16 protein-coding genes and 1 tRNA gene are annotated in these 17,134 nt (G+C 68.3%); 14 read left to right on the top strand and 3 right to left on the bottom strand.

The genetic code is table 11. The annotated features are described in order from the left end of the window. Positions 1-12: 12 nt before the first annotated feature. Positions 13-420, bottom strand: coding sequence for an RNA-binding S4 domain-containing protein (locus BQ8420_RS11430; protein WP_087098188.1), 408 nt, complete (start codon positions 418-420; stop codon positions 13-15). Between the two features lie 98 nt (positions 421-518). Between BQ8420_RS11430 and BQ8420_RS11425 the strand changes: the two genes are divergently transcribed. The 14 genes from BQ8420_RS11425 (at position 519) to BQ8420_RS11360 (ending at position 16,001) form a co-directional block, all read left to right on the top strand. Beyond that, positions 519-593: transfer RNA gene (locus BQ8420_RS11425), tRNA-Asp, on the top strand. 81 nt (positions 594-674) lie between these two features. Next, the gene (locus BQ8420_RS11420) at positions 675-1,400 is read left to right on the top strand and encodes an rRNA methyltransferase (RefSeq protein ID WP_087098185.1); all 726 of its coding nucleotides are present in this window, start codon (positions 675-677) and stop codon (positions 1,398-1,400) included. A gap of 336 nt (positions 1,401-1,736) precedes the next feature. Continuing rightward, positions 1,737-2,435, top strand: a complete 699-nt coding sequence (narJ, locus tag BQ8420_RS11415; RefSeq protein ID WP_087098183.1) for a nitrate reductase molybdenum cofactor assembly chaperone — start codon at positions 1,737-1,739, stop codon at positions 2,433-2,435. Between the two features lie 93 nt (positions 2,436-2,528). After that, positions 2,529-3,467 (top strand): DUF5996 family protein, encoded by a 939-nt coding sequence (locus tag BQ8420_RS11410; protein ID WP_087098181.1) that lies wholly within the window; start codon positions 2,529-2,531, stop codon positions 3,465-3,467. Between the two features lie 114 nt (positions 3,468-3,581). After that, the gene (locus BQ8420_RS11405; RefSeq protein WP_087098179.1) at positions 3,582-3,869 is read left to right on the top strand and encodes a GNAT family N-acetyltransferase; all 288 of its coding nucleotides are present in this window, start codon (positions 3,582-3,584) and stop codon (positions 3,867-3,869) included. 132 nt (positions 3,870-4,001) lie between these two features. Further along, positions 4,002-5,501: a sodium:alanine symporter family protein gene (locus BQ8420_RS11400; RefSeq protein WP_087098177.1), complete on the top strand. Its 1,500-nt coding sequence runs from the start codon at positions 4,002-4,004 to the stop codon at positions 5,499-5,501. Between the two features lie 228 nt (positions 5,502-5,729). Beyond that, positions 5,730-6,329, top strand: coding sequence for a GNAT family N-acetyltransferase (locus BQ8420_RS11395; protein WP_087098175.1), 600 nt, complete (start codon positions 5,730-5,732; stop codon positions 6,327-6,329). 279 nt (positions 6,330-6,608) lie between these two features. Next, on the top strand, positions 6,609-6,818 hold the full coding sequence (locus BQ8420_RS11390) for a heavy-metal-associated domain-containing protein (RefSeq protein WP_087098173.1): 210 nt from the start codon (positions 6,609-6,611) through the stop codon (positions 6,816-6,818). Position 6,819: 1 nt separating this feature from the next. Next, entirely contained in the window at positions 6,820-7,014 is a 195-nt protein-coding gene (locus tag BQ8420_RS11385) for a hypothetical protein (RefSeq protein WP_087098171.1), read from the top strand. A 13-nt stretch (positions 7,015-7,027) separates the two neighbouring features. Then, positions 7,028-9,331: a cation-translocating P-type ATPase gene (locus BQ8420_RS11380; protein ID WP_087098169.1), complete on the top strand. Its 2,304-nt coding sequence runs from the start codon at positions 7,028-7,030 to the stop codon at positions 9,329-9,331. Between the two features lie 211 nt (positions 9,332-9,542). Next, positions 9,543-10,814 (top strand): cytochrome P450, encoded by a 1,272-nt coding sequence (locus tag BQ8420_RS11375; protein WP_369825498.1) that lies wholly within the window; start codon positions 9,543-9,545, stop codon positions 10,812-10,814. Next, positions 10,811-11,911, top strand: coding sequence for a cytochrome P450 (locus BQ8420_RS11370; protein ID WP_087098165.1), 1,101 nt, complete (start codon positions 10,811-10,813; stop codon positions 11,909-11,911). The genes BQ8420_RS11375 and BQ8420_RS11370 overlap by 4 nt, the downstream gene beginning before the upstream one ends. 266 nt (positions 11,912-12,177) lie before the next feature. Next, on the top strand, positions 12,178-13,938 hold the full coding sequence (locus BQ8420_RS11365; protein WP_087098163.1) for a serine/threonine-protein kinase: 1,761 nt from the start codon (positions 12,178-12,180) through the stop codon (positions 13,936-13,938). Positions 13,939-14,393: 455 nt separating this feature from the next. Then, positions 14,394-16,001, top strand: coding sequence for an ISAzo13 family transposase (locus BQ8420_RS11360; RefSeq protein ID WP_087098160.1), 1,608 nt, complete (start codon positions 14,394-14,396; stop codon positions 15,999-16,001). On the opposite strand, the gene BQ8420_RS11355 is transcribed toward BQ8420_RS11360, so the two are convergent. Continuing rightward, positions 15,998-16,492, bottom strand: coding sequence for a transposase (locus BQ8420_RS11355; RefSeq protein WP_087098157.1), 495 nt, complete (start codon positions 16,490-16,492; stop codon positions 15,998-16,000). The genes BQ8420_RS11360 and BQ8420_RS11355 overlap by 4 nt on opposite strands. 320 nt (positions 16,493-16,812) lie before the next feature. Continuing rightward, positions 16,813-17,037, bottom strand: coding sequence for a transposase family protein (locus tag BQ8420_RS32685; protein ID WP_235006088.1), 225 nt, complete (start codon positions 17,035-17,037; stop codon positions 16,813-16,815). Between the last annotated feature and the right edge of the window lie 97 nt (positions 17,038-17,134).

Genomic DNA, 17,134 nt, shown 5'->3' with positions numbered 1-17,134 from the left:
GGCTCCTGGGGGTCAGGCGGGTGGGGGGAAGTCGGACTTCAGCCGGTCCAGCATGCGGCGGTCCTTCTTGGTGGGTCGACCGGCGCCGCGGTCGCGCCGGATCACCGGCCCACCGGCCTCCGGCGGCGGAGCGGGGGTGCGGTCCTGGTAGCAGCGGACCGCGACGGACGCCCCGACCCGCTTGACGATGACGTGTGTCACGTCCACGATCCGGGTGGTGCCGTGCAGGCGTACCCGCACCTCGTCGCCGGCCTTGACCGTGGTGGACGGTTTGGCCGGCCGGTCGTTGACGCGAACGTGCCCGCCACGGCACGCCTGCGCGGAATCGGAGCGGGTCTTGGTGAGGCGCACCGCCCAGAGCCAACGGTCCACCCGGGTGGAGTCGGGGCCGGTGGGAAGAGGGGCGGACGGGTCGCTCACGCAAGGGCCTCTCGTCGGTTCCAGGTGCTTTCGAACCACTTTAGGCCGACGATGGTGCGAAGTACTCCCGAGTCGCGCTAGAGTTGTGAACGCAGCGAGGTCCTGTGGAGCAGTTAGGAGTGCTCGCCACCCTGTCAAGGTGGAGGCCGCGGGTTCAAATCCCGTCAGGACCGCAGCATCGAAGGCCCGGTGTCCCTCAGACACCGGGCCTTCGGCGTTGTGGGGGACGTTGTCGGTCTGGACGGGGGACGGTTGTGAGTTACCGGTACGCCACCGAGCGTACGGATCACTCGGCGTTGGCGAGCGGACAGGTACTGCGGTCCGCGCCGGGATTTCCAGGGTTCCCCGTCCGATTGGCCAGCGAACTCCTCCAACGCGCGATGGTGCACCTCGGAGAGGACCGGGCCCGCCTGTGGGACCCCTGCTGCGGCAGCGGCTACCTGGTCACGGTCCTGGGCCTGCTCCACCGTGATCTGCTCACCCACGTGCGCGCCTCCGACGTGGACGCCGACGCCGTCGCCATCGCCACGCGCAATCTCGAACTCCTCACCGCCGAGGGCTTGGCCGAACGCGAGCGCGAACTGCGCCGTTCGGCCCTGGACTTCGGCCGGGTCACGTACGTGGAGCGCGCCGAGGCCGCCCGTGACCTCGCCGCCGGACTGGCCGCGACCGGCGGCGACCTTCCGCACGAGTCGGCCGTGGCCGACGTGTTCACCCTCACCGAACCGGTCGACGCCGACCTCGTGGTCACCGACGTTCCCTACGGCGAGATGACCCGATGGGAGGGCGAAACCCCGCAGGACCCGGTCCCCGGGTTGCTCTCCTCGATGGGGCGCGTACTGCCGGAACGCTCCGTGGTCGTGATGACGGCGCGCACGCGCCGGGTGCAGCTGCCCGAGGGGGTGCGGGCGCTGGAACGGGTCAAGGTCGGCAACCGCTCGGCGGTCCTGGTCCGCGCGCGCGACCTCGCCGGGATCTGACCCCGTCCGCCACCGTCCACAGCCTGTGGACAGCCGAGACCGCGGTGCACCCCTCTTCTCGGCTGTCGTGATTGTCGCCCGAAGCGGTGTGGGAAACGTGACTTTCCTGCCGTAACAGGCATATTTATTAACGGAATACAGCCGAGGACGGAAGTGCTTTCCCGGTCTCTTGTCTTCACTGCGTTAATGGGCCGGCAAATGGGGTGTCTTCTTTATGGCGACGCGGAGTAAAAATGGCGGGTTCGGAGCGCCCCGACGGACTCTTCCCACCCCGGAAGGACGACGGTACCGACAACGGGCGGGGCGGGAGCCCCTGGCCCGCGTAAGGGGTCGACCATGAGCACCACCACCGACGATACGAACAACGACGACGGAGCACGGGCCGGATGGCTGGGCGCCGGACGCGAAGCTCGTCGGACCCACACCCGGGCGGTGACCCACCAGTCCGCTTCCGTCTTGCTCGGCTACCCGGACGAGGGCTTCTTCGAACGGCTCCCGCTGGTGGCGCGCGCCGTCGCCGAGCTGCCCAAGGGACCGGCCCGGACCGAACTGTTGGAGTTCTGCGAACACGCCGCCAGCACGCCGGAGTTCGAACTGTGCGCGCACTACGCGGACGTATTCGACCCGCGCTGCCGCCGGGCCCTGCACATGACCCACTACACCGATGGGGACACCCGGCGCCGCGGTCACGCCCTGGCGGAGATCGAACGGGCGTACGCGGAGTGCGGCTGGCGGGCGCACGCCCGTGAGCTGCCCGACCACCTCACCGTGATGCTGGAGTTCACGGCCAGGGGCGACGCCGACATCGGTCTGGAGCTGCTGGTGGACCACCGGACCGGTCTCGACCTGCTCACCGAGGCGTTGCGCGAGCACGGGACGCCCTACGCGCGGGTGGTGGAGGCGATCCGGTACACGCTCCCGGCGCCCCGCCGGGCCGAGGTGGGGTCGCCCGGGGAGGATGTGGGCATGGAACCCCACGGGACGCGGCCACGCGTCCCGCTCCCGTTGTCGGACGCGAGCGGGAAGGAACCATGAGCGGTCCGGACCTGTCGCTCGTGGGGCGACCCGCCCTACGTCTTCCACCGCACGCGCGGCTCGCGCCCGGCCACAGAAACGGCAGGAGTACCCGTGGAGCTGTTCCCAGCGTTTCCGCTCGAAGAGTGGAACGACACCAAAGAGACCATCCATCGTTTCGAACAGATCGTGGGAAAGGTCCGACTGCGGCACAGCCAACGCCGCAACCACTGGTGGCACGTGCCCTTCCACCTGACCGGCGACGGCATCACCAGCCGTCCGATGGGGTTGGTCGACGGTAACCCCGTCTTCACCGTGGACTTCGACTTCGTGCGCCACCGTCTCGTGGCGAGCAACCTGGACGGGCAGACCGCCTCCTTCCCGTTGCAGGGGCACAGCGTCTCCTCGTTCTACCTACAGTTCCAGTCGGCGCTGGACAGTCTGGGGGTGGACGGCAGCATCCCGGACGCGACCCCGTTCGACCTGCCGGACGGGGACCGGCCGTTCGTGGACGACCACGAACACGCGACCTACGTGCCCGAGCACGCCACGAAGTACTGGCGGGTCCTCAGCCAGGTCAACCTGGTACTGGAGGAGTTCGCCGCCGGGTTCTCCGGCAAGACCAGCCCGGTGCACCACTTCTGGCACACGTTCGACATCGCGGTCACCCGGTTCTCCGCGCACCCGGTCGATCAGCCCCAGAGCGTGGGCGAGCTGGTGCGCGAGGCGTACTCACACGAGGTGACGAGCTTCGGGTTCTGGTTCGGCGACGACAACGTCCCCGAACCCTGCTTCTACGCCTACGCCTCACCCGAACCGGACGGGCTCACCGGCGAGCCACTGGTGCCGGACGTGGCCGAGTGGGTGCCCAGCGGCCAAGGCCACCTCGCGCTGCTGCGGTACGCGAAGGCACGCGAACAGGAGGACCCGCGCGCCGCCGTGCTCGGGTTCCTGGAGAGCGCCTATCGGGCGGGCGCGGGCAGGTTGGGTTGGGACATCGACGCGCTGGCCTGTCCCGGCGGGATCACCGACCCCCATCTCGGAGGTCACTGACCCGTTCGGCATCCCGATGTGTGGGCGTGTGGTGGGTGTGGGAACGTGTTCTCCTGTGGGCCCACCACGCGCACGACACGTGCGCGACGAACGCACGGACTTGGGGTAGTCGCAATGGAACTGACCGTCGTCGACGTGCCGGAACGGTCGCGGTACGAGGTTAGCGCGGACGGCGAGGTGGTCGGGTTCTCCGCCTACCACCTGATCGCGGAAGGCGTGCTGGCCCTGCCGCACGTGGAGGTGGAGTCCGCCTTCGAGGGGCAGGGCGTGGCCAGCACGCTGATGCGGGAATCCCTGGACCACATCCGTGGACGTCACCTGAAGGTCGTGCCGATCTGCCCGTTCGCCCAGACGTTCTTCGAGCGCAATCCGGACTACGCGGACCTGGTGCACGAGGGCTGACCTCAGCGTTCCGAGAACCGGTAACGGAACCATCACCATCGTGTGTCAGAGCGCGGCGAATGGTGTTCAGTACCACTATGTGGGCATGAGGTTTCGGTTGTCTGTTCTTTGGAGCAAAGGAGCCCCGTCCTCGTGATATTCGCAGCCGAAGCCCCGGCACTCGATGCCCGGCTCACCGAGATGGTCGGCGTCTTCAACGACGATCTCCTCTGGGCGTGGATTCTCATCCCGCTCCTGATCGTGGTGAGCGTCTACATCACCATTCGGTCCGGTCTCGTGCAGTTCCGCATGTTCCCGGAGATGTTCCGGGTATTGAAGAGCAAGCCCGAGATCGCGCCGGACGGGAAGAAGGCCGTCTCTTCGCTACAGGCCTTCTTCATCTCCGCGGCCGCCCGGATCGGCACGGGCAACATCATCGGCGTCTCCATCGCCATTTCCCTGGGCGGCCCCGGCGCCGTCTTCTGGATGTGGGCGATGGCGATCGTGGTGTGCGGCGCCAGTTTCGTGGAGTCCACGCTCGCGCAGCTGTACAAGGTCCGCCATCCCGCGGGGTACCGCGGTGGCCCCGCCTACTACATCGAACGCGGTCTCGGACAGCGTTGGCTGGCCATCGTGTTCGCGGTCATCCTCATCATCACCTTCCCGATGGTGTTCAACGCGGTCCAGAGCAACACCATCACCAACACGGTCGCCAACTCGGCCGGGGAACTGGGTGTGGCGACCGGACCGGTCCTCTCCGCCGTCATCGGTGCGCTGCTGGTCTTCCTCACCGGCCTGGTGATCTTCGGTGGCGTTCGTCGTATCGCGAACACCGCGCAGGCCCTCATCCCGCTCTTCGCCGGCATCTACGTCGTCATCGGCCTGGTCGTCATGGTGATGAACTGGCAGCTGGTGCCGGGCATGTTCATGTCGATCATCGAGAACGCCTTCGGTCTGGGCGAGTTCGCGGCGGCGGCGTTGGGCGTGGTCATCATCCAGGGCGTGCGGCGAGGCATGTTCTCCAACGAGGCCGGTCTGGGTTCGGCGCCCAACGCCGCCGCCAGCGCCTCGGTCACCCACCCGGTCAAGCAGGGCCTGGTGCAGACCCTCGGCGTCTACGTGGACACCCTGGTGGTCTGCTCGGTGACCGCCTTCATCGTCCTGCTGGGCTACCAGGGCACCTTCGACGGTGTGCTGGAGGGCGACATGACCCAGATGGCCCTGATGTCGATGCTGGGCCCGTGGGCGCTGCACCTGATGACGCTCATCATCTTCCTGGTGGCGTTCACCTCGGTGCTCGGCAACTACTACTACGGCGAGTCCAACATCGAGTACCTCAGCGAGAACAGGACCGTTCTGTTCGTGTACAAGGTGGTCTTCCTGGTCGCCACCTTCCTGGGCTCCCTGGGCTCGATCGACCTGATCTGGACCCTGGCGGACACGACCATGGGCTTGATGGCGCTGGTCAACCTGATCGCGATCACTCCGCTGACGGTGATCGCCTGCCGCCTGCTCAAGGACTACAACGAGCAGCGTCGACAGGGGATCGACCCGGTGTTCACCCGGGACCGCTTGCCGGACGTGCGGGGCGTGGAGTGCTGGGCACCCGAAGAGGGAACGGCCCGGCGCGAACAGGAGTCCGCGGACTCCTGACGCGCACCGGCCCTCGAAACGCCGGCTCGCCGTCCCGCGGGGCGCGTCCAAGACGTCTTGGACGCGCCCCGCGGCGTTCTGGTTGCCATTCGATTCTGTCGAAAATGCACACAAACCCCTAAGAATAGGAGTTATCGGGCATCCGTGTTCTTTCGGTCACAGCGGATCACCGCTAGTGTGCTGCATCACAGTTGTGGCGGTCAGAGTTGTGCCTCGCGAGGGAGTCCGATGTCCATCGTCTCAATCGAGCCCGCCACCGCCGAGCGGTGGAAAGACCTGGAGAACCTGTTCGGTCCGACGGGAGCCTACGGGCACTGCTGGTGCACGTTCTTCCGAAGGAGGGCCAAGGACCACACGGCGAGTATTTCCTGCGATCGCTCCACGCGTGGTCAGGACAACAAGGAGGAGTTGCGGCGGCTCACCTCGGACGGCCGGGTGCCCGGGCTGCTCGCCTATGACGAGGATGGGCCCTGCGGTTGGGTGTCCGTGGCGCCGCGGGAGGACTTCATCCGGCTGTCCCGTTCTCGGACCCTGCGTCCCGCCGACCCGGAGGAGGCGGGGGTGTGGTCCCTGGTCTGCTTCTGGCTGCCGCCGCGCAGACGTAGACGTGGGCAGGGCAGTCATCTTCTGGACGGGGCCATCGAGTACGCGCGCGCTAACGGCGCCCGGGTCCTGGAGGCTTATCCGGTCGACACCGCGGGCGGCCGGGCCCCCAGCGCCGAGGTCTACACGGGCACGGTGGAGATGTTCCGTCGGTCCGGCTTCACCTTGGCTCAACACCACCTGAGCGAGCGGGTGGTGGCCCGCCTGGAACTGAAGACCGAGTAGCTCCGCCGACCCGACCCGGGGAACCGGGGGAGGGTATGTACCGAACGGGTACGACGGGCCCCTTGGGCGTCGGATGATGTGTCGTCCGTCCACCCAGGGGGTCTGTCCTTTTCGAGGTGGATTTTTGCCTTTTCTTGGTACCCCCCTGGGGTAACCTGGCGACGGAGTGCTGATGAGGACGTCATGGGTGTTTGACATGTGCATACCCCAGGGGGGTATGTTGGTCTCAGTGGGAACTGACCCGTGAACACCCGCGTACCAACACACCAGGAGGCACGAATGGCCGGCACCACCGTCTACACCGTCGAGGGAATGAGCTGTGGACACTGCGTCAACTCGGTCACCGAGGAGGTCGGCGCCGTCGCCGGGGTCACCGGTGTCGAGGTCGACCTGGAGAGCAAGAAGGTGACCGTCTCGGGAGAGGGGCCGATCGACGACGCCGCCGTGCGCGCCGCGATCGACGAGGCCGGCTACGAGGTGGCGGTCTGACATGGGCGTGACCACGAAACTCGGCCTCTACGCCGTGGGCCTCGTGGTCGTGTTCGCGGCGGCGTTCGGGGCCGGCTCCATGGTCGGTCCCGTGCTGCCGGAGGGGGAGGGCTCCCGGAGCGAGAGCGTGGAGCACGCGCCCGAGGACGGACAGGACCACGTCGACGGCGACGGCGACGAGGAACACCAGAGATGACCTGGAGTGGAAGATGAGCAAGGGCAGCACGGCGTCCGTCGGGTCCGCGCCGGTCGAACTGGCCATCGGTGGGATGACCTGTGCGGCCTGCGCCAACCGGGTGGAGAAACGGCTCAACAAGATCGAGGGCGTCACCGCCAGCGTCAACTTCGCCACCGAGAAGGCGCGGGTGACCTTCGAGGGTGCGCCCACCCCGGTGGACGATCTGGTCGCCCAGATCGAGAAGGCCGGCTACACCGCCACGGCGCCCACCTCGGAACCGGAACAGGGTGACGCCGAACCGGACGACCCCACGCGGGTCCTGTGGAACCGCGCACTGGTCTCCATGCTGCTCTCCGCCCCGGTCATCCTCATGGCGATGATCCCCGCGCTCCAGTTCACGTACTGGCAGTGGGCCTCCCTCACCCTGGCCGCGCCGGTGGTGGTCTGGGGCGCCCTGCCCTTCCACGTCGCCGCCTGGAAGAACCTGAGGCTCGGCGCCGCCACCATGGACACCCTGGTCTCCCTGGGTGTCATCTCCGCCTTCCTCTGGTCCCTGTACGCCCTCTTCCTCGGCACCGCCGGGGTTCCGGGCATGACACACCCCTTCGAACTCACCATCGCCCGCACCGACGGGGCCGCCAACATCTACCTGGAGGTCGCGGCGGGGGTCACCTCCTTCATCCTCCTCGGCAAGTACTTCGAGGCGCGTGCCAAGCGACGTGCCGGTTCCGCCCTGCGCGCCCTGATGGAGTTGGGCGCCAAGGAGGTCACCGTGCTGCGCGGCCAGGGCGGCTCGGCGCGCGAGGAACTCGTCCCGGTCGATCGGCTCGCCGTCGGGGACCGCTTCGTGGTCCGTCCCGGCGAGAAGATCGCCACCGACGGGGAGGTGGAGGAGGGCACCTCCGCCGTCGACATGAGCATGCTCACCGGCGAGTCCGTGCCGGTGGAGGTCTCACCCGGGTCCGCCGTCGTGGGCGCCACCGTCAACGCCGGCGGCCGACTGGTCGTGCGCGCCTCGCGGGTCGGGTCGGACACCCGGCTCGCGCAGATGGCGCGCCTGGTCGAGGACGCGCAGAACGGCAAGGCCGACGTGCAGCGTCTCGCCGACCGGGTCGCCGGGGTGTTCGTCCCGGTGGCCATCATGATCGCGGTCGCCGCCCTGGGCTTCTGGCTCGGCACCGGCGACCCCGCGGGCGCCGCCTTCACCGCCGCCGTCGCCGTGCTCATCATCGCCTGCCCCTGCGCGCTGGGCCTGGCCACCCCGATGGCCCTCCTGGTGGGCACCGGGCGCGGCGCCCAGCTGGGGATCCTCATCAAGGGCCCCGAGGTGCTGGAGAGCACCCGCCGGGTCGACACCGTGGTGTTGGACAAGACCGGCACCGTCACCACCGGAAAGATGGCGCTGACCGGTGTCACCGTCGCCGAGGGCGAGGACGAGGCCGAGGTGCTGCGCCTGGCCGGAGCCCTGGAGTCGGCCTCCGAACACCCCATCGCCCGGGCGATCGCCACCGGCGCCGCCGTGCGCGTGGGCGACCTGCCCACCCCTGAGGACTTCGCCAACATCGAGGGGCGGGGTGTTCAGGGGATCGTGGACGGTCACGCGGTCCTGGTGGGCCGGGCCGCCCTGCTGGCGGAGTGGTCCCAGGACCTGCCGGAGGGGCTGGAACAGGCCTTCAAGGAGGCCGAGTCCCAGGGGCGCACCGCCGTCGCCGTGGGCTGGGACGGCCGGGCACGCGGTGTCCTGGCCGTGGCCGACACGGTCAAACCCACCAGCGCCGAAGCGATCCGCCGGTTCCGCGATCTGGGGCTGAACCCCATCCTCCTCACCGGCGACAACACGACCGTGGCCCGCACCGTCGCTGACGAGGTCGGTGTCCAGGAGGTCATCGCCGAGGTGATGCCCGAGGACAAGGTCGCGGTGGTCCGTCGACTCCAGTCGGAGGGACGTGTCGTGGCCATGGTGGGTGACGGGATCAACGACGCCGCCGCCCTGGCCCAGGCCGACCTGGGATTGTCGATGGGCACCGGCACGGATGTGGCGATCGAGGCCAGTGACCTGACCCTGGTCCGGGGCGACCTGCGGGCCGCCGCCGACGCGGTCCGGTTGTCCCGCCGCACCCTCGGGACCATCAAGGGCAACCTGTTCTGGGCGTTCGCCTACAACACCGCCGCGCTGCCGCTGGCCGCCGCGGGCCTGCTCAACCCGATGCTCGCGGGCGCGGCGATGGCTCTGTCCAGCGTGTTCGTGGTGAGCAACAGCGGACGGTTGCGCCGCTTCCGCCCGCTGAGCGGGAACACGCTCGACGTGGCCGCGAACCGACCACGAAACGGCTGATGACGTGGGGTGCGCCCGAGAGGGGCGCACCCTCACCCTCGTCACCCGGGAGGAGAACAGCTAGGGTTCACGCGGAACCCTGGAGCGCCTCGACGAGGTCGCGCTCCGCTGTCTACCCCCCAGCAGAGGTCCGCCCGTGTCTTCCGGTTGCCCAAGAGCCAAGCTGTACCAAGACGAACCCCACCCGGACCCGTACTCCGTGTACTCGGCGATGCGGGACGAACACGGCCCCGTCGTGCCGGTGGAACTGGAACCCGGCGTGCACGGGTGGCTGGTCACCGACTACGCCACCCTTATCTCCTGGTCCAGGGACGAAACGACGTTCGGCCACGACGCACGCCTGTGGAAGGACTTCAGGGAGGGTCGGGTCGGCGCCGACGCCTCGGTGCTTCCCATGATGGCCCCGCGGGCCAACGCGCTCTTCGTCGACGGCAGTGAACACCAGCGCTACCGAAGGGCCATCACCGACGGGCTCGGCGCCATCACGTCCGAACGGCTCGCCGAGGCCACCGAACGGTACGCGAACGGACTCATCGACGAGTTCTGTGAACGCGGCGAGGCCGACCTCCTCAACGAGTACGCGCGGATGCTGCCGCTCCTGGTCATCAACGACCTCTTCGGCTTCGACCGCGACCAGGGGGTGCGCTTCGTCGAGGCCATGCGCAACCTCTGGCTGGGCATCGACGCCGAGAGGTCCAACGCCGAGGCCGAGCGCGCCTTATCCGAGGTGGTCACCGCCAAACACCGCGAACCCGGCGACGACTTCACCACGAGGCTGATCCAGCACCGCGCCGCGCTCAGCGACGAGGAGGTGATCATGCAGCTCCTCTTGGTGGTGGCCGCGGCCAACGAGCCGACCGCCAACCTCATCAACTCGGGTGTGCGCGCCCTGCTGGCCGACCCCAACCTGCCGGGCGACCGCGCCCCCTCGCCCACCGCCCTGACCGACACCGTCGACCGTGTCCTGTGGCAGGACCCGCCGATCACCAACTACCCGGTCATCTACCCGCGGGTGGACGTGCCACTGGGTGCCGGCCGCGTGATCGAGGCAGGCTCGCCCATCCTGCTCGGTTTCGCCGCCGCCAACCGCTTCTACGTGGAGGAGAACGCGGCGGAGATGGTGGAGACGAGCAACCGGGCCCACGTGGCCTGGGGCGCGGGTTCCCACCGTTGTCCGGCCCGGGAGGAGGCGATCACCATGACCATGATCGCCCTGCGGACCCTCTTCGACCGGCTTCCCGGACTGCGACAGGCCGTGCCCTTGGCAGAGCTGCGCTGGCAGCTGTCCGCCCTGTCCTGGGCCCCCGTGCGGCTTCCCGTCGGTTTCTCCCCACAGCCCCCTCTCACACCCCGAGTGGAAGGAACACCTTGGAACGAGTCCGACTCGCCCCCGGAAACCTCCGATCCCAATCGGCCCACCTCCGGAAAGTCGCCCCTGTCGTCCCTGTCGAGCTTCCTGGTGAGGTTGATGCGTGGGTCGTGACCACCCACAAGGCGGTCGGCGACGCCTTGGCCGACCCGCGGATCCAGAAGAACAAGGAGCACTGGAAGGCGTTCAACGCCGGCGAGATCCCCGCTGACTGGCCCCTGATCTCCTGGATCATCAACGAGAACATGCTGTCCAAGGACGGTGAGGACCACACCCGGCTGCGCAAGCTGGTGTCGAAGGCGTTCACCCCGCGCCGGATCGAGAAGCTGCGCCCGGCCGTCGTGGACATCGTCGAATCCCTGCTCGACGATGTCGAACGCGCGGCGGCCGAGTCCGAGGACGGGACCGTGGACCTCAAGTCCCTGGTGTCCCAACCGTTGCCGCTCACCGTGATCAGCGACCTGTTCGGGGTCGACGAGGAGACCCGACCCAAGCTGCACCGGCTGGTCGGGGTGTTCTTCGACCAGAGCGTCACCCCCGAAGAGGCGATGGGCATCTTCTTCGAGATGTGGGGGGTCCTCACCGAGTTGGTCGCCACCAAGCGCGCCGATCCCGGGGACGACCTCACCACCGCCCTGATCGCGGCCCGGGACGAGGAGGACCGGCTCACCGAGGACGAGCTCATCTGGAACCTGGTGCTGTTCATCAGCGCCGGCTACGAGACCACGATGAACCTCATCACCAACGCCGTGCGGGCCTTGACCGTCCACCGCGACCAGCTGGAACTGCTGCGCAAGGGCGAGGTGGAGTGGTCCAAGGCGATCGAGGAGGTACTGCGCTGGGACGGACCGGGCGAGTACGTACCGATGCGCTACACCACCGAGGACATCGAGCTGGCGGGAGTCCACGTCCCCGCGGGGGAGCCGCTGCTGATCGGCTACGCCTCGGCCGGTCGGGACGAGGAACACTACGGTCCCACCGCCGGGGAGTTCGACATCACACGTGAGGACACCTCTCACCTGACCTTCTCCCACGGAAGGCACTACTGCCTGGGCGCGACTCTGGCCCGCATGGAGGTCAACGAGGTCCTGCCGCGCCTGTTCGAGCGGTTCCCCGAACTCGACCTCGCGGTGGACGAAGCGGAACTGACGGCGGCACCGTCCATCATCGGTGCCGGAGTCGTGACTCTGCCGGTGCTGCTGAGGCGCTGACCTCCGACCAGAGCACGGGCCTGCGGAAACACACCCGAAGACGCCTCCCCCGTCGGGATCGATCCACGTGGATCCCGGCGGGGTCTTCGCACCTCAAGGGTGATTTCGTCGGATCTGTCGCCCCGTGGGGACACAGTTCGCACCTTACGGGAAGCACACGAACAGGCCCGGCGGCTCCTACACTCTTCTTGGTCCCCACATCCCTGTCCCCGTTCCCGATCACGCTCCTGCCCGTCTCGGACGGGCCCTCCCGAGGATTGCCAAACATGAACAGTTCGGAAGCCGACCCCGGCCGTGTCCTGGTCAACCGCTACCGTCTGGACGAGGTCATCGGCGAGGGCGGAATGGGACGCGTCTGGCGTGGGACGGACGTCCTGCTCGACCGCCCGGTCGCGGTCAAGGAGTTGACCACCCCGCCCCACCTCCCTGCGCACGAGGTGGAGGTCCTGCGCACCCGCATGCTCCGCGAGGCGCGCAGCGCCGCCCAGCTCAGCCACCCCGCCATCATCACGGTGTTCGACGTGGCCGAGGAGGACGGTCGCCCGTGGATCGTCATGGAACTCGTCGACGGCCCGTCCCTCGGCGACGTCATCCGGGATCGGGGACCGATCACGATCGAACGTGCCGCGAGCATTGGTGAGCAGACGGCCGCCGGGCTGGCCGAGGCGCACGGCCACGGCATCGTGCACCGCGACATCAAGCCCGGCAACGTGCTCATCGCGGGCAACGACCGGGCCGTCCTCACCGACTTCGGGATCGCGCACCTGGACGGTTCCACCCACCTGACCAGCACGGGCCTGCTCATCGGTTCGCCGAGTTATCTCGCGCCGGAGATCGCGCACGGTCGCTCCGCCACCCCGGCCTCGGACATGTGGGCCCTGGGCATCACCCTCTACCAAGCGGTGGAGGGCACCCTGCCCTTCGATCGGCCCACCCCGATGGCCACCCTGACGGCCATCGTCACCCAGGACCTTCCGGAGACCCCCAACGCGGGAGCGCTGCGTCCGGTCCTGGAAGCCCTGTGCGAGAAGCGACCCGAGGACCGCCCGTCGGTCACCGAGGTCCGCTCCCTGTTGCTCGGCATTCGCGACGCCGAGAGGACCTCCTCCTCGCTCACCGCCACCGCGGTGGCCGCACCCCTGTCCGCGGGCCCCTCCGAGCCTGCCCCCGAGGACGAGCCGGAGTGGAACCCGGTGACGAATTCGGGAACGGTGGACCGGACGGTCAACGCCGCCGAGTCCGCCCCCGTGAAGGCGACCGCGACCCCGGCCGGGTCCGGCGCGGCGGTGGGCACGCCTCGCCGCGACCGCCGGAAGCGGTCCCGTGTCGGCGTGCTGGTGGCCACGGCGGTCGTGTTCGTCCTGCTGGTCGGAGCGGCGGTCACCACCGTCTTCGTCAGCGCGAACCGGCCCGGTGACGTCGCCGCGCCCACCGGGGGAGCGGAATCGCAGGAGGGCTCCGACTCCGACCAGGCCGACGAGGCCGCCGCCGGGGGCGCCGGCGAGGAGAGCGCACCGGCGGAGGAACCCTCGCAGGACGACGCGGAGGCCTCGGAGGACGACGAGGCCGAGGACGAGGCCGAGGACGACTGGGACTTCCTCACCAGGCACGAGGACTCCAGCGGGTTCGCCGTCGACGTCCCCGAGGACTGGGAGATCGACCGGGATGAGCATAAGGTTTACTTCCGCAACCCCGAGGGCGGGTACCTGCTGGTCGACCAGACCAATAACCCCAACGCGGACGCCGGCGACGACTGGCGTGACTTCGAGCCGATCGGTAGTCAGAACTTCTCCGGCTACTCGCTGATCGGCATCGAGGACCTGGACGCCGGCTGGGCCGACGACTACGTCAGCGCCGCCGACTGGGAGTTCACCTTCCAAGGGAGCAACGGGGAGATGCACGCCATCAACCGGGGTTTCCACACCGACGACAAGGGTTATGCGCTGTTCCTGGTGAGCCCGGAGGACCAGGCGGTCAACCACGCGCTCCTGGACCGCATGTCCGAGACCTTCGAACCCGCTGGCTGATCGATGCTGACAGACGATGGGGCAGAGCTCAGCGTTCCGGTGGCATACTGGCTGAGTAAGGCTGGAGCGTGGCACCTTGCCATGCTCACTCACGGTAGGTTTCTACGACCTGCCCTCGAACCCGTCGTGCGCCTCTCAACATAAAGGGCCCTCTGCGGTTCCTCGAGAGGCTGTAGGTCGTGAGTAGAGCTTATGCAAGTCCGGCATAGGCCGGATCAGCTGGGCCAGGGCAGGGCTATTACAAAGTCTCGTGAGGTCGGCATCGGTGCTGGTTACGTAAACCCGAGAAGGTCGAGTGGGCGGGTGAAGGTTTCGTAGGACACCCAGCGAGCACTCCACCACCCACCGACGCGGGATCCAGGGAGCTGTCAAAGAATTAGTCCCTGGTTTGGCTCTAGAATCCTGTCGTGCGGGAACATGACACAGCGCTACTGAGTGAGATCACTACGCGGCTTATGCCGCTTTTGGACGAGCGGCAGCGAAGGCTGACGCTGGGCGCACTGGCCCGGCTACTGGGGCACGGCGGGATCCGGGCGGTCGCCTCAGCCTCGGGCGCGGCAGACTCCACGGTGTCCGCCGGAGCCAGGGAACTGCTCGCTGATACCGGCCCCACCGACCGTGTACGGGGCCCCGGGGCGGGACGTCCCTCAGCGCGGGAGGCCGACCCGGACCTGGCCCCGGCGCTGCTGTCCCTGGTGGAACCCCTCGAGTGCGGGGATCCGGAAACGCCGCTGCGATGGACGGTCAAGTCCACCCGCAACCTGGCCGTCGAACTCACCGCCGCTGGACACCCGGTCAGCCATGAGACGGTCGCGTCTTTGCTCAAAGCCGAGGGGTTCAGCCTCCAGGGCACCCACCGCACCACCGAGGGCGCCCGCCACCCCGATCGCGACGCCCAGTTCCGCTACATCAGCGACACCGTCGCCTCCTACCTGGAGGCGGGTGACCCGGTGGTGAGCGTGGACGCCAAGAAGAAAGAGGTCCTGGGCGACTATGCCGTGGCCGGGGCCACCTGGCGGCCCGCCGGGAACCCCGTCGACGTTCGTGCCCACGACTTCCCGGACAAGGACGCGCCCAAGGCCGTCCCCTACGGGGTCTACGACCTGGCAGCCAACACCGGGTGGGTCTCGGTCGGCTGCGACGCCGATACCGCCGAGTTCGCTGTGGCCACCCTCACCCGCTGGTGGCGGGCTGAGGGGCGTGCCCGCTACCCGCAGGCGAAGCGGCTGCTGATCACCGCGGACGCGGGCGGGTCGAACGGCTACCGGGTCCGGGCCTGGAAGAGGGGCCTGCACCGCTTCGCTCGCCAGAGCGGGGTCGAGGTCACCGTGCTGCACTTCCCGCCCGGGACGTCGAAGTGGAACAAGATCGAGCACCGCCTGTTCGCGCAGATCTCCTCAAACTGGCGCGGCAGGCCGCTGACCGGCCACGAAGCAGTGGTTTCCCTGATCGGCGCCACCACCACCCGGACCGGGCTGACCGTGACCGCCGAGCTTGACCCCGCCGCCTACCCGGTCGGCGTGCGGATACCGGCCGCCGACGTCGACCGCCTGCCCCTGGACCGGCACGACTGGCACGGCGAGTGGAACTATACGCTGCGTCCCTCACCGGCCGGGGCCGCCCCCGACCCGGCCTTCGGCCGGTTCCCCGAGGGCGACAAGCACCCCGCATGGCTTCGTCATCCGGCTATCAGCGGCTTCACCGACCAGGAGTGGGAGGTCCTGGTCGAACGGTATCGCCGCCACCTGGCCGAGCACCCCACCACGATCCCGTTCGCGACCAAACCGGCGGGCAACACCGGGGCCCGCCTGCTCTCGACGCAGGACCGGCTGCTGGTCGCCGTCCTCAAGCGTCGGTGGAAGCTCGCTCCGCCCCTGCTTGCTGAACTGTTCGGGGTCTCGCAGGGCACTGTCCGGGGGGCCGTGCGCGAGGCCGGGAGCGACCTGGACGTCCTCGGCGTGGCCGTCGAGCCGGGGCCACACCGACCAGCCACGGCCGAAGAATTCCGGGCTGCCATTCCGGCAGCGTCGGCCATCAAACGACACAACGAAACCAGGGACTAATTCTTTGACAGCTCCCTGCGCGGGATCACCGCGAATCCCACCTGGCCAGGAGCCTTACGCGCGATGTGCAATATGGTTGCCACGAACCTCTCGGCCCAGTCCACCAGCCTTCCCGCGAACCCCGCGTCAGCGAACACGAACCACACAGGGGTGCACAGGTACAGGCTCAACAGGGTGGTCCTGGCCCCGTCCCGGTCCTGGACCGAGGCAGCCATCACGCACACCACCAGTAACAGCCCTAGGGTGTCAGTGACGATGAACCTCTTGCGGCCATTGACCTTCTTGCCCGCATGATAGCCCTGGGTGGGCTGGCCGACAGTGTCGGCGCCTTTGACGCTCTGGGAGTCGATGATCCCAGCGGAAAGTTCGTCCCCGTGTCCTTGGGCGGTGCGCAGCCGACGGCGTAGAACGGCCATGAGCTGCTCGGTGACCTTGGTTTCCTCCCAGCGAGCGAAGTGCCGGTACACGGTCTGCCACGGCGGGAAGTCCACAGGCAGGTGCAGACACTAGCAGCCGGTGCGCACCACGTAGAGAATCCCGTTCACCATGTCGCGGAGGGGTGCTTCTCGGGTCGGCCGCAAGTGTTGGCCGACGGGAGAAGGGGCTCAGTGGTTCGCCGTCGGGTGCGGACAGTACCTGGATGTTCATCCCGTGGTGTTTGTGCTTTCCCGAGTAGAACGGCCGATCGGCCGCGACACGATCACAGGCGATGAAGGTGCCGTCCACGATCACGTGCCTCTGCCCATTGCGACGGGCGCGGCGCAACCCTTGTTCGAAGGTGGGCGCCTGTTCGGCGAGCAGGCGGGCGGTCTCACACACGCATGCGCCACGCGGTGGCGGTGCCGAGGCCGAATCCGGCCGCCACCTGAGCGAACGGTTCACCGTTGTACAGGTGGACCAAGACCAGCAGGTCCTGTTGTGCCGGGTTCAGCCGTCGCCACCGGGGGCTGGTTCGGGTGCGGTGGGCGCGGATGGTGCGGGCAGTCAGGTTGAGGGTGCGGCGTGACAACGGCAGCGCGGAGCGGTAGAACTGCATCGGAGCCCTTGGTGTGGCAGGTTTTCTTGGTCGTTAACCCACCTACCAGGGGCTTGTGTGCCACGAGCGCGTGAGATCGGCGGTGGTAGCGGCTGAC

Origin of the sequence: Nocardiopsis sp. JB363 (assembly GCF_900143625.1) — a bacterium.
In the GTDB taxonomy this organism is placed as follows: Bacteria; Actinomycetota; Actinomycetes; order Streptosporangiales; family Streptosporangiaceae; genus Nocardiopsis.
The sequence above is the reverse complement of the archived record's forward strand: the minus strand, read 5'-3'. Positions and strand labels throughout refer to the sequence as shown.

Excerpts from the sequence above, each read along its gene's own strand:
- BQ8420_RS32685 (WP_235006088.1), bottom strand. The coding sequence starts at position 17,037 with ATGCAGTTCTACCGCTCCGCGCTGCCGTTGTCACGCCGCACCCTCAAC.
- BQ8420_RS11360 (WP_087098160.1), top strand. The coding sequence starts at position 14,394 with ATGCCGCTTTTGGACGAGCGGCAGCGAAGGCTGACGCTGGGCGCACTG.
- BQ8420_RS11390 (WP_087098173.1), top strand. The coding sequence starts at position 6,609 with ATGGCCGGCACCACCGTCTACACCGTCGAGGGAATGAGCTGTGGACAC.
- BQ8420_RS11385 (WP_087098171.1), top strand. The coding sequence starts at position 6,820 with ATGGGCGTGACCACGAAACTCGGCCTCTACGCCGTGGGCCTCGTGGTC.
- BQ8420_RS11365 (WP_087098163.1), top strand. The coding sequence starts at position 12,178 with ATGAACAGTTCGGAAGCCGACCCCGGCCGTGTCCTGGTCAACCGCTAC.
- BQ8420_RS11375 (WP_369825498.1), top strand. The coding sequence starts at position 9,543 with ATGCGGGACGAACACGGCCCCGTCGTGCCGGTGGAACTGGAACCCGGC.
- BQ8420_RS11405 (WP_087098179.1), top strand. The coding sequence starts at position 3,582 with ATGGAACTGACCGTCGTCGACGTGCCGGAACGGTCGCGGTACGAGGTT.
- BQ8420_RS11395 (WP_087098175.1), top strand. The coding sequence starts at position 5,730 with ATGTCCATCGTCTCAATCGAGCCCGCCACCGCCGAGCGGTGGAAAGAC.
- narJ (WP_087098183.1), top strand. The coding sequence starts at position 1,737 with ATGAGCACCACCACCGACGATACGAACAACGACGACGGAGCACGGGCC.
- BQ8420_RS11380 (WP_087098169.1), top strand. The coding sequence starts at position 7,028 with ATGAGCAAGGGCAGCACGGCGTCCGTCGGGTCCGCGCCGGTCGAACTG.